13 protein-coding genes are annotated in these 10,763 nt (G+C 67.3%); 8 read left to right on the top strand and 5 right to left on the bottom strand.

Annotated features, from left to right (window positions below; all coding sequences use genetic code 11):
• Positions 1 to 5: 5 nt before the first annotated feature.
• Positions 6 to 1,205 (bottom strand): DUF7847 domain-containing protein, encoded by a 1,200-nt coding sequence (locus BN3385_RS00110; protein WP_059013938.1) that lies wholly within the window; start codon positions 1,203 to 1,205, stop codon positions 6 to 8.
• A gap of 98 nt (positions 1,206 to 1,303) precedes the next feature.
• On the opposite strand from BN3385_RS00110, the gene BN3385_RS00105 reads away from it, so the two are divergent.
• Positions 1,304 to 1,768, top strand: coding sequence for a GatB/YqeY domain-containing protein (locus BN3385_RS00105; protein WP_059013936.1), 465 nt, complete (start codon positions 1,304 to 1,306; stop codon positions 1,766 to 1,768).
• Between the two features lies 1 nt (position 1,769).
• Here BN3385_RS00105 and BN3385_RS00100 read toward each other — a convergent pair whose 3' ends face one another.
• A complete protein-coding gene (locus tag BN3385_RS00100) occupies positions 1,770 to 2,126 on the bottom strand; it encodes a nuclear transport factor 2 family protein (RefSeq protein ID WP_059013934.1) in 357 nt (118 codons plus the stop codon).
• Between the two features lie 63 nt (positions 2,127 to 2,189).
• Between BN3385_RS00100 and BN3385_RS00095 the strand changes: the two genes are divergently transcribed.
• Together BN3385_RS00095 and BN3385_RS00090 are read left to right on the top strand one after the other, a co-directional pair.
• On the top strand, positions 2,190 to 3,176 hold the full coding sequence (locus BN3385_RS00095; protein ID WP_059013932.1) for an LLM class F420-dependent oxidoreductase: 987 nt from the start codon (positions 2,190 to 2,192) through the stop codon (positions 3,174 to 3,176).
• 84 nt (positions 3,177 to 3,260) lie between these two features.
• Positions 3,261 to 4,154, top strand: coding sequence for a manganese catalase family protein (locus BN3385_RS00090; protein WP_059013930.1), 894 nt, complete (start codon positions 3,261 to 3,263; stop codon positions 4,152 to 4,154).
• 45 nt (positions 4,155 to 4,199) lie between these two features.
• Here the strand turns inward: BN3385_RS00090 and BN3385_RS00085 are convergent, their stop codons facing one another.
• Positions 4,200 to 4,784 (bottom strand): hemerythrin domain-containing protein, encoded by a 585-nt coding sequence (locus BN3385_RS00085; RefSeq protein ID WP_059013928.1) that lies wholly within the window; start codon positions 4,782 to 4,784, stop codon positions 4,200 to 4,202.
• Positions 4,785 to 4,870: 86 nt separating this feature from the next.
• Here BN3385_RS00085 and BN3385_RS27920 point away from each other — a divergent pair, with 86 nt between their 5' ends.
• Positions 4,871 to 5,017 (top strand): hypothetical protein, encoded by a 147-nt coding sequence (locus BN3385_RS27920; RefSeq protein ID WP_156432463.1) that lies wholly within the window; start codon positions 4,871 to 4,873, stop codon positions 5,015 to 5,017.
• A 6-nt stretch (positions 5,018 to 5,023) separates the two neighbouring features.
• Here the strand turns inward: BN3385_RS27920 and BN3385_RS00080 are convergent, their stop codons facing one another.
• A complete protein-coding gene (locus BN3385_RS00080) occupies positions 5,024 to 5,713 on the bottom strand; it encodes a hypothetical protein (RefSeq protein ID WP_059013926.1) in 690 nt (229 codons plus the stop codon).
• Between the two features lie 122 nt (positions 5,714 to 5,835).
• On the opposite strand from BN3385_RS00080, the gene BN3385_RS00075 reads away from it, so the two are divergent.
• Positions 5,836 to 6,531: a HemK2/MTQ2 family protein methyltransferase gene (locus BN3385_RS00075; protein ID WP_059016239.1), complete on the top strand. Its 696-nt coding sequence runs from the start codon at positions 5,836 to 5,838 to the stop codon at positions 6,529 to 6,531.
• Complete coding sequence (locus BN3385_RS00070) at positions 6,528 to 6,755, top strand: CDGSH iron-sulfur domain-containing protein (protein WP_059013924.1); 228 nt, start codon at positions 6,528 to 6,530, stop codon at positions 6,753 to 6,755. Before BN3385_RS00075 ends, BN3385_RS00070 begins: the two co-directional genes overlap by 4 nt.
• On the opposite strand, the gene BN3385_RS00065 is transcribed toward BN3385_RS00070, so the two are convergent.
• Complete coding sequence (locus tag BN3385_RS00065) at positions 6,735 to 7,694, bottom strand: iron-containing redox enzyme family protein (protein ID WP_502688045.1); 960 nt, start codon at positions 7,692 to 7,694, stop codon at positions 6,735 to 6,737. The two genes, BN3385_RS00070 and BN3385_RS00065, sit on opposite strands and share 21 nt — an antisense overlap.
• A gap of 161 nt (positions 7,695 to 7,855) precedes the next feature.
• On the opposite strand from BN3385_RS00065, the gene BN3385_RS00060 reads away from it, so the two are divergent.
• Together BN3385_RS00060 and BN3385_RS00055 are read left to right on the top strand one after the other, a co-directional pair.
• Positions 7,856 to 9,526 (top strand): FAD-binding dehydrogenase, encoded by a 1,671-nt coding sequence (locus BN3385_RS00060; RefSeq protein WP_059013920.1) that lies wholly within the window; start codon positions 7,856 to 7,858, stop codon positions 9,524 to 9,526.
• A 97-nt stretch (positions 9,527 to 9,623) separates the two neighbouring features.
• Positions 9,624 to 10,763 (top strand): multicopper oxidase family protein (locus BN3385_RS00055; RefSeq protein ID WP_059016238.1); only part of this gene is annotated, 1,140 nt, incomplete at its 3' end.

The following is a 10,763-nucleotide window of genomic DNA, read 5'->3' as shown; positions in this document are numbered from 1 at the left end:
GGCTCTCAGCGCCCCGGGGTGAGCCAGAGTGCGTCGCCGGCTTCGGTCTCGGCGGGCCCTCGCGCAGCGCCGGTCTGCAGCACCAGATCGAACGCCTCCGCCCGGATGCGGATGTCGGTGTAGAGCAGCACCACCACACCGGCGTTGAACGGTGCGGTGACGATCTGCCCGACGGCGCTGCCGACCGCAGCGATAGCGGTGGCCAGGATGAACGGACCCGAGGTCTCGGCGTTGATCAACGTGAGCTGGCCGGCGATGCTGAACGGCACCGCCACCGCGCCGGCCACCACGGCGGCGACCAGACCTGCCAGCAGCCGGATCCCGAGAACACGCCAGAAGTGGTTGCGCACCAAGCCGAATGACCGGCTGATCGAGTCCATCACCGACTTGCGTTCCAGAACGATCGCCACCGGCGCGAACGCCAGCGCGGTGTACAGGTACAGCAGGGCGGCGATCATCGCCAGCACCAGCGGGATTCCCAGCAGCACCGCGGCGCCGGTGTTGGCGGCGAACGCGATACCGAAGATCGCTCCGACGACGGCACCGATGATGACCACGGCGGCAACGACTTCCAGCGCGCTCAGGCCGATCAGCGCCCACAGCCGTCCGCGGACCCGCTGCCAGGCTTCCCCGACAGTGATGGTGGACCCGAAGACGGCCCGGCCCACCACGACGGTCAGCATGCCGGAGAGCAGGATCGCCGACAGTGCTGTCGCGATCCCACCGGCGATGCTCGAGGCGGCCGAGCCGACCAGCATCGGCGTCGAGAGCTCGTCCCCGCTTTCGGCCCCCACCCGCCCGGCGTAGGCCAGCGGGCCCAGCCCGGCGTAGGCCAGCGGGCCCATCTGCAGCAGCAGCGCCAGGATCTGGGTGATGATCACGACCACCGCCGTCAGACCCAGCGTCGCCTTCGGGTTGGCCCGGATGTAGCCGACCGCCCCGTTGAAGATGTCGCTGAGGGACAGCGGCCGCAGCGGGATGACGCCGGGTTTAAGTGCCACCGGCGGAAGGAAGCCGTAACCGGGCGGCGGATACCCGGGCGGCGGGTAGCCCGGTGGTGGGTAGCCCGGCGGGGGATATCCGTACGGGGCGTAGCCAGGCGGCGCGGCGTAGGGCCCGGCCTGCGGGTACCCGGGTGGCGGGAACGGCGGCTGACCAGGCCAGCCCTGCGGCGGGCCGCCCGGACCGGGGGGTGGTGTCGTCACAGGACGACGCCCCCGACGTCGTTGCTCATGAACCCATCCTGTCGAGAGGCGGGGTAATTCTCAACGTCCGCCCATTCCGGGCGCGTAGCGTTTGCGCCATGGCGGAGCTCAAAGACCAGCTGAGATCGGACCTCACCGACGCGATGAAGGCCCAGGACAAGTTGCGGACCGCGACATTGCGGATGCTGCTTGCGGCGATTCAAACCGAGGAGGTGTCGGGCAAGCAGGCCCGGGAGCTCTCCGACGACGACGTGCTCAAGGTGCTGGCCCGCGAGTCCCGCAAGCGCAGCGAGGCCGCCGAGATCTACACCCAGAACGGGCGCGGTGAGCTCGCTGCCGAGGAACATGCCGAGGCGCGGATCATCGACGAGTACCTGCCGACGCCGCTGACCGAGGCGGAGGTCGCCGACGTGGTCGACACCGCCATCGCCCAGGTGGCCGAGGAGATCGGTGAGCGGCCGTCGATGAAGCAGATGGGTTTGGTGATGAAGGCCGCCACGCTGATCGCGGCGGGCAAGGCCGACGGCTCCCGGCTGTCGGCGGCGGTCAAAGACCGGCTCTGAGCTACGGCAGGTAGTGCGCGGCGGCGCGTGCCACCCGCCCGTCGGCGTCGAAGAAGAACACCTCGACCACCGGCCCGCGCAGGCCCTGGTAGTGAACGGCGACGCTGTCCGCGCCGAGGAACACGTCGATCAGTGTGAAGTGCAATTCGGGTGCCTTCGCCAGTGCCAGCCGCCAGTAGTCGGCGACCGCCCGCTTTCCGTGCAGCACACCGGTGGCCTCCCCGGCCAGATCGGCGATGCGTGGCGAGGACATGGTGAAGTCGTCGCTGTAGTGGGCGAGGATTCGGTCCAGATCGTGGCTGTTCCACGCTGAGATCCATTCCTCGGCAAAGCGATGCGCGGTAGCACTGGTGAGCATGTCGGCAGCATAGAACTCCCGCGCAACCCGTTTTGTGTTCTGAGGTGCGGGTACCCGTTGGCCATGACGCGTTTCGGATACACCCTGATGACCGAGCAGAGTGGGCCCAAAGAACTTGTCCGGTATGCCATTTCGGCGGAGCAGGCCGGCTTCGATTTCGAGGTGTCCAGCGACCACTACTCGCCGTGGCTGGTATCTCAGGGCCACGCTCCCAACGCCTGGACGCTACTGGGTGCCGTCGCCCATGCCACCGAGAACGTGGATCTCTACACCTACGTGACGTGTCCGACCATGCGCTACCACCCCGCCGTCGTCGCCCAGCAGGCCGCGACATTGCAGATCCTGGCCGACGGCCGGTTCACCCTGGGACTCGGATCGGGCGAGAACCTCAACGAACATGTCGTCGGTAAGGGCTGGCCGACGGTCCAGCGTCGCCACGACATGCTCCGCGAAGCGATCGTGATCATCCGGCGGCTGCTCAGCGGCGACCTCGTCGACCACAGGGGGGACTACTTCGAGGTCGACTCCGCCCGGCTCTGGGACGTGCCCGAGGAACCGGTGACTCTTGGTGTGGCGGTTTCCGGGCAGCGTTCCCTCGATGCGTTCGCCACCGCGGGCGATCACATGATTGCCGTGGAGCCCAACCGCGACCTGGTCGACGGCTGGCACAGCGCCCGGCAAGCCACCGGACTGCCCGGCGGTGGCCGCGTGATCGGGCAGATTCCGATCTGCTGGGATCCCGACCGCGACGCCGCAATCGCGCGCGCCCACGACCAGTTCCGGTGGTTCGGTGGGGGCTGGGCGGTCAATGCGGATCTGCCGACCCCGGCCGGCTTCGCCGGTGCCACCCAGTTCGTCACCCCGGATGCCGTGGCCGACAGCATTCCGTGTGGGCCAGATCTGGACGCCATCGTCGAGGCGGTCAGTGCCTACTGGAAGGCCGGATTCACCGATATCGCCCTGGTTCAGATCGGCGACGACGGCCAGGAGGAGTTCCTCGCCAAGGCCGCTGAGCCGCTGCTGGCCGCGCTGCGCGACGCCGCGTCCTGACGTCGAATCTGTTGTCCCCAGCAGCGTTTGGCGCACTCGGCCGAGGGTAACCACGCCAGATCCCAACAGCCGAGAAGGGGAAACATGTTCATTCACAACAAAGATCTGCAGTTCGAGGTGCGGGTCAGCCAACCCGATCCGCGCTTCGCCCGACTGCTCCAGGAACAGTTCGGCGGAGCCAACGGCGAGCTCAAGGCTGCCATGCAGTACTTCACCCAGGCATTCCTGTTACGCGACAAGAACCCGAAGATGTACGACCTGTTCATGGACATCGCCACCGAGGAGCTCAGCCACCTCGAGATGGTCGGTTCGATGATCACCATGCTGCTCGACGGTCTCAACGACGATCTCAAGCTGGCCAATGAGGTGTGCGACTGGATGCCCGCGGTGGGCAGTCCCGACGGTCGCGATCAGGTGATCCACCAGGTCGCCAACAACCCGTTGTACTTCGTGCTCACCGGCGGCGGACCGGATGTCAGCAACTCCGCGGGCGTGCCGTGGTCGGGCTCCTACGTCAACGCCAACGGAGATCCGTCGGTGGACCTGCGCAGCAATCTGGCCGCCGAGTCGCGGGCCAAGATCGTTTACGAGTACCTCAAGCAGTTCACCGACGATCCCGGCGTGCAGGACACCCTGACCTTCCTGATGACCCGTGAGGTGGCGCACTACCAGCAGTTCACCGCGGCGATCAACGAACTGCCGGTGAACTTCCCGCCGGGCCACCTCGCCGGGGACGACCGCTTCCAGAACGTGGCGTTCAACATGTCCAACGGTGACGGTGATGTCCGCGGTCCGTGGAACCAGGGCCAGGGTCCGTGGCCCGACGGCATGGAGTGGCAGTACGTGCAGAACCCGTCCGAGCAGTGGCTGGGATCTGATGCCCGGCAGAATCAGGGCGACCAGCGCAGCCCGGGCGGTACACCCAACGTGGACAGCGAGAAGCCGTTCACCCACGAACAGCGCATCGCGACAAGCTGATTCACCGAAAAGGCCGGCCCCGTCGAGTGACGGGGCCGGTTTTCGTCAACGGCTCTGCGGATCCGGCGGATTCTCCCCGGCCCGGCCAGATACGGCGTCGCGTACATGGTCGACGACAGCCGCGGCGGTACCCATGGTCTTCTGCACCAACGAGTGTGGCGGGGTATCCGGGTGTGGTCTGGTCGGCGCTGCCTTCTTGGCCACTTCGAGTTTCTCACCCAGGCTGGCCAATTCGGCGGCACCGACCGCCGCCGCGAACAACGGCCAGACGTGGTCCTGTTCGAACGCGATGTGCTCACGGCCGGCTTTGATGAACTCGGTCAGCGCCTCGTGGTAGTCGGCCTCACCTGGGTTGCCGTCCTCGAGCCGCTGCAGCAGCTTCTTGCCGGCCTGCTCCTGACCCAGGGCGCGGTCGGCCAGCTCGTCGCCGTTATCCAGCGCCTGGCGCACCGCGGGCCAGAACAACTGCTCCTCGATGGCCTCGTGCTGCGACTCGGCGATCACCAGATTGGTCACCATCGTCTGCAGGCCGCTCTCGACGGCACCGGTGCCCTTCGGCGCGCCGTCCAGCACCTCGAACATGCCCAACACACTCTCGTGGTCCGCCCGCAGAAAACTCAACGCATCCATCGTCTCCCCTTCGTCATTGTGTGGTCGTGCGCACATACCCGGCGGCAGGGGGTTGAAACGACAACCGACCGGTTATCCCCACGGCCATGACCGACCGGACTTCGGACGAGGACGACCACGCCGACTACACCGACGACCATCAGGAAGACCGAACGACTGACCGGCCCGAACGACCCGCCGACGACCCCACCCCCGACGTCGCCGACGTCCCCGACTTCGAGCCGCCTGACTAAGCCCGACTAGTCCTCGGCGTCTCGTCCTTCGCGACTGCTGCGGTACGCCAGGGACCGGAAGTCGCGCAGCCAGTCGGGCCACACCGACACATCCGGTGCGCTGTGGCGGACCGGATCGAAGGACACGTCGTGCTCAGCCGGGTCGGCTATCACCTCATTCAGGGTGAGGGTGGCCAGTGGGGTGAAACCTGCTGTGCCGCAGGATTGTTCGACGTGAAAGTCCAGACTGCCACCGTTGATCGCCGCACGCGCGGCGTCCAGGGACAGTCCGCCGTCCACCGGAGTTGTCAGCTGAGCCCGGATCCACCACAGGTCCTCGCCGTGGCGCAGGGGCAGCAGGCTGGAGTACGGCGCGGCCGACCAGGATGTCACCGCGCGCAAGAGCACCCGGTTGGGTACCGCATCGGCACCGCCGAAACCCGCACTGACCAGCAGGACATCCCACGGCGTGGCGGCGAACGGGCCGGGCGGCATCCGCCAGGCCAGCCCGGCGGCATCGGGGAGTGCACCGGGGGTGCCCACGGCCTTGGACAACCGGCCCACGATCGCACCTGATTCCATCGGCAGTCCTTCCCCGGGAGGGGCCAGTCGCTCGACCGAGCCGTTGACCAGGACACCGGTGGGATGGAACAAGCGGCGACGGCGAAGGGCTGCTCCGGCGGCGATCGGCACGCTTGCGAGATCAGAAGCTTTCATGGCAGTGAGCTTCCCGGTTCGGCGGCGGGGCAAACCACGAAATGGTTTAGCACAACGGTAATCGGGCATGTCTGTCAGCAGCGCCGTGGTTTCACAACGGCTTCGATCTCGAAAGGCCGATGTTGACCATCCTCTATCCTGACGTCCAGGATTCGGTTGCCCCGACAACGGGTGTGTATGCCCCCCAGCAGGATTCGATGCTTCTGATCGAGGCGATGACTGTCGCCGCTGATGTGGCCGGCCGCCGTGTGCTGGACATCTGCACCGGCAGCGGCGTAGTCGCCATTGCGGCCGCTCAACTCGGCGCGCACAGTGTGACCGCCCTGGACATCTGCCCGCGCGCGGTTGACTGTGTGCAGGCCAACGCCCAGCGTGCCGGTGTGACCGTCGACGCACAGGTGGGCACGGTGACCGGGATGGTGCGTGGCACCCCCTACGATGTGGTCGTCGCCAATCCTCCTTATGTGCCAACAGGTCCTGACTCGCATCTGGAGCGCATCGACACCGAAATCGGTCCGTCGCATGCCTGGGATGCCGGTCCGGACGGCCGGATGGTGCTCGACCCGCTGTGCGAGGCAGCACCGGCGCTGCTGGCCCGGGGTGGCACGATGTTGATCGTGCACTCCGAGTTCGCCGATGCGGGCCAGACCGTGCGCCGACTGGAGCAGGGCGGCCTGCGGGCGGAAGTCGTTTTGACACAGCTCATCCCGTTCGGTCCGGTCCTTCGGAACCGGGCGCGCTGGATGGAGCAGATCGGCATGCTGCCGGTAGGCCGGCGCGAGGAGGAACTGGTCGTGATCAGAGCGGTGAAGGCGTGACCGGCAGCGAGCCCCGACTGGTTCGGATCGTCCCCTCGGGCCCGATGATGATCCAGGGACCCGTGCGTATCGAACTGGCCGACGGGACCGTCGTCGAATCCGACCGGTTCCAGGTCGCTATCTGTACCTGCAAGCGCAGCAAGAACTATCCGCTGTGCGATACCAGCCACCGGCGCCGTCGTCGTAAGGGCGACGACGAAGCCTCAGCCGATCGGCTTACGTAACGAGCTCTCCCCGTCGGTCCAGCACCGCATCAGGTGCCGGGCCAACCGGTCCTCCACGACCTCGTGGGCCCGGATTCCGAAGATCACGTCCCGGTTGAGCCCCGGCTCCCGGCTCACCAGATCGCCGACGACGTCGGTGCGCACCACCTGCTCGTGCACAGCGTCGGCCTCGACGTGCTCGCGGTAGAAGGCCACGCAGGTCTCCGGTGCGCCGAGACGCTCCAGTGCCTCGACCAACCGCCGCGAACCAGGCGAGGAGGTGATCTCGGTGGAGGCGAAATGGCCGATGGCGCAACCACGGTGCTTGCGATGTAAACCGAACAGCGACATCAGGTTCACCACGGCCAGCGAGTCGGCAGGCACCGCGTCGAGGTAGCCGAGGTAGGTGGCGTCCAAGCCGGCGGCGACCATCAGGTCGGCGAACAACTGCTGGTGCACCTGCTCACCGCGGCCACCGCCGAACTCGTCGTACTCGACGGCGACGAACGCCGCCTTGGCCTGACCGGTGAGCCGGGGAATGGCCCAGGCGTGCGGATCGCCTTCCTTGAGGTGATAGAGCGAGCGGTGTACGAAGTACTCCTGCATCTGCTCCCAGGTGCCCTTGTCCCGCAGGTAGTAGGACGGGCCGGAACCATCGACCGGTTCCACTGTCAGCCGCTCCATCTCGGCGGCCGCGGTCTCCTCCAGCCCGATATCCCCGACATCGTTGCGCACCGCGCTCAGGAAGGTCTCTTCCAGCCGGGCACGTAGGTGCAGCAGGCCCGGGTTCCACTCCCAGCCGTTGTCCACCCCGGCGAAACCGCGGTAGTGCAGTTCGTAGCAGACGTAGAGGCTGAGCTGGACGTCGATGCCGTAAGGGTCGGAGTCGCCGACGGAGGCCTCGACGTGGTTGAGGTGGGCTCGCGGGGCGCGCTCGGTCAGCAGGTCGAGCACGGCCATGGACAGCGGGCCCCGCGGCGCCGGAAGGTAGGGCTGCAGGGCGAAGGGGGCGAGCGTCACCCCTGTCGGCTTCCCTGCCTGGTGCTTCGCTAAACCCCGTGCGTCACATCGGCCACGGCCGGCGGCGGTACGGTGAGGGCTGCTCGAACCCGGAGGTTGTCATGGACGCAGACGTCATCGTCGTCGGGGCCGGCCTGGCCGGTCTGGTCGCCACGCACGAACTGACCAGCCGCGGCAAGAAGGTCGCCCTGGTGGACCAGGAGAACGCCGCCAACCTGGGTGGACAGGCGTTCTGGTCCTTCGGCGGGCTGTTCCTCGTCGACACCCCCGAGCAGCGTCGGCTCGGCGTCAAGGACTCCTTCGAGCTGGCGTGGAACGACTGGCGCGGCAGTGCCCAGTTCGACCGCCTCGAGGACGAGGACTCCTGGGCGGTTCAGTGGGCCCGCGCCTACGTCGAGTTCGCTGCCGGCGAAAAGCGATCATGGTTGCTCGGTCACGGAATCAGCTTCCTGCCCACCGTGGGCTGGGCCGAGCGCGGTGACCTGCGCGCCGACGGCCACGGCAACTCAGTGCCCCGATTCCACGTCGCGTGGGGCACCGGCACCGGTGTCGTCGAGCCGTTCGTCAACTCGGCGCTGGCCGCTGCCGGCCGCGGGCTGGTGACCTTCTACCACCGGCACCGGGTGGACGAACTGCTGATCAGCGACGGTGCCGCCACCGGGGTGCGCGGCACGGTCCTGGCACCCGACGATGCGGTGCGCGGGGCACCGTCCAACCGAGATGTGGTGGGCGACTTCGAGATTACGGCCCAGGCGGTCATCGTCACCACCGGCGGCATCGGCGGCAATCACGACATCGTGCGCCAGTACTGGCCGGACCGGATGGGCACTCCGCCGGCGTCGATGATCACCGGGGTGCCGGCCTACGTCGACGGCAGGATGCTCGATATCGCCGCGGGCTCCGGGGTGCGCCTGGTCAACCGAGACCGGATGTGGCACTACACCGAGGGCATCCAGAACTGGGATCCGATCTGGCCCAAGCACGCCATCCGCATCCTGCCCGGACCGTCCTCGATGTGGTTCGACGCCCTGGGCAGGCGGCTGCCGCACCCCTACCTGCCGGGCTACGACACCCTGGGCACGCTGCGCTACCTGCGCACTAACCCGGAGATCGCCGGTTATGACCACAGCTGGTTCATCCTCACCCAGAAGATCATCGAGCGGGAGTTCGCGCTGTCCGGTTCCGAGCAGAACCCCGACATCACCAATAAGGACCGCACAGGGTTCCTGAAGGAGCGGCTGCTGACCAAGGGCGCGCCGGCGCCGGTGGAGGCATTCAAGCAACACGGCGCCGACTTCGTCGTCGCGGGCACCCTTGAGGAACTCGTCGCCAAGATGAACACTCTGACCGACGAGCCGTTACTCGACGTGGCCAGCATCCGGTCCCAGATCGAGGCGCGGGATCTGCAGATGGCCAACCCCTACGCCAAAGATGCTCAGGTGCAAGGTATCCGGAACTCCCGGCGCTATATCGGCGACCGGATCGGCCGGACGGCGGCCCCGCACCGGATCCTCGACCCGGACGCCGGTCCGCTGATCGGCGTCAAGCTGCACATCCTGACCCGAAAGACGCTGGGCGGCATCCAGACCGACCTGTCATCGCGGGCGCTCGGCCACGACGGTAACCCGATCGGCGGACTGTACGCCGCAGGCGAAGTGGCCGGGTTCGGTGGCGGCGGTGTGCACGGGTACAACGCGCTGGAGGGCACATTCCTCGGCGGCTGCCTGTTCTCCGGCCGTGCCGCCGGTCGGGCCGCCGCCGACGCGGTGTGAATTTGGTTCGAACCCGTCCGTTGGCGTCGGTTGTGGTGTACGACAAAAACTGGGGTGTCCAAGGCGCGGTAAGCGCCGGGGAAGGACGGGTCGGGACATGCGCGAGGAATCAACGACAACTCCACGCTGGCAACTCAATCGGCGCACGTTTCTGATAGCGGGCGTCGCTGCCGGCGCCGGTGCGACGCTGGCGTCCTGCGGAAAGAACACCGGCCCGGCATCGATCCTGAGCACCCAACCCACAGCGGTGCCCGAAGATCTGATGGCGGCGATCAATGCCGCCGAAGCTGCCCGGCCGCACACCGGCAAGACGGTGAGCGCCACTCTGAATCCCGGTCCGGTTAAAGTCGATATCGGCGGCCGGGTCGTGGACACGCTCGGCTACACCGACGCGGTACCCGGCCCGCTGATCCGGGCCAACGTCGGTGATGAACTCCAGGTGACCGTCAACAACAAACTGGACAAGCCGACGTCGATGCACTGGCACGGCATCGCGTTGCAGAACAATATGGACGGCGCCATGCCGGCCACCCCGAATATCCCTGTCGGCCAGTCCTTTACCTACCGGTTCTCGGTTCCCGACGCCGGCACCTATTGGGCGCACCCGCATGTCGGCGTCGAGGCCGACACCGGGCTGTATCTGCCGCTGATCGTCGACGACCCCAAGGCGCCGGCGAATTACGACGCCGAGTGGATCGTCATGCTCGACGACTGGACCAGCGGTGTGGGCAAGTCCCCGCAGCAGATTCTCGACGATCTGGTCAAGGGCGGCATGGCCGGCATGGGCATGGGAATGGGCGGCGGCGGCGGAAGCAAGCTGCTCGGTGGCGATCCCGGCGATGTGATCTACCCGTACTACGTCGTCAACGGCCGGATACCCGAAGCCCCAACGACATTCGCCGCCAAACCGGGCCAGCGCATCCGGTTGCGAATCATCAACGCCGGCGCCGACACCGCGTTCCGTATCGCGTTGGCCGGTCACTCGATGACCGTCACGCACACCGACGGCTTCCCGGTGGTACCCACCGAGGTCGACGCGCTGCTGCTGGGCATGGGGGAGCGGTACGACGCCATCGTCGCCGCGGGTGACGGCGTGTTCCCGCTCGTGGCCGTCGCCGAAGGCAAGAACGCAGCCGGGCGGGCACTGCTCACGACGGGGGCGGGGTCTGCGCCTGCACCCGGATTCACCCCGCCGGAACTCAACGGGCGGGTCGGCACCATCGAGATGTTCACTGCC

Source organism: Mycobacterium sp. M26 (assembly GCF_001494595.1).
Lineage (GTDB): Bacteria > Actinomycetota > Actinomycetes > Mycobacteriales > Mycobacteriaceae > Mycobacterium.
The sequence above is the reverse complement of the archived record's forward strand: the minus strand, read 5'-3'. Positions and strand labels throughout refer to the sequence as shown.

What these genes read in the sequence shown, in the direction of transcription:
- BN3385_RS00105 (WP_059013936.1), top strand. Translation starts at nt 1,304, where the DNA reads ATGGCGGAGCTCAAAGACCAGCTGAGATCGGACCTCACCGACGCGATG.
- BN3385_RS00100 (WP_059013934.1), bottom strand. Translation starts at nt 2,126, where the DNA reads ATGCTCACCAGTGCTACCGCGCATCGCTTTGCCGAGGAATGGATCTCA.
- BN3385_RS00095 (WP_059013932.1), top strand. Translation starts at nt 2,190, where the DNA reads ATGACGCGTTTCGGATACACCCTGATGACCGAGCAGAGTGGGCCCAAA.
- BN3385_RS00090 (WP_059013930.1), top strand. Translation starts at nt 3,261, where the DNA reads ATGTTCATTCACAACAAAGATCTGCAGTTCGAGGTGCGGGTCAGCCAA.
- BN3385_RS00085 (WP_059013928.1), bottom strand. Translation starts at nt 4,784, where the DNA reads ATGGATGCGTTGAGTTTTCTGCGGGCGGACCACGAGAGTGTGTTGGGC.
- BN3385_RS27920 (WP_156432463.1), top strand. Translation starts at nt 4,871, where the DNA reads ATGACCGACCGGACTTCGGACGAGGACGACCACGCCGACTACACCGAC.
- BN3385_RS00080 (WP_059013926.1), bottom strand. Translation starts at nt 5,713, where the DNA reads ATGAAAGCTTCTGATCTCGCAAGCGTGCCGATCGCCGCCGGAGCAGCC.
- BN3385_RS00065 (WP_502688045.1), bottom strand. Translation starts at nt 7,694, where the DNA reads ATGGCCGTGCTCGACCTGCTGACCGAGCGCGCCCCGCGAGCCCACCTC.
- BN3385_RS00060 (WP_059013920.1), top strand. Translation starts at nt 7,856, where the DNA reads ATGGACGCAGACGTCATCGTCGTCGGGGCCGGCCTGGCCGGTCTGGTC.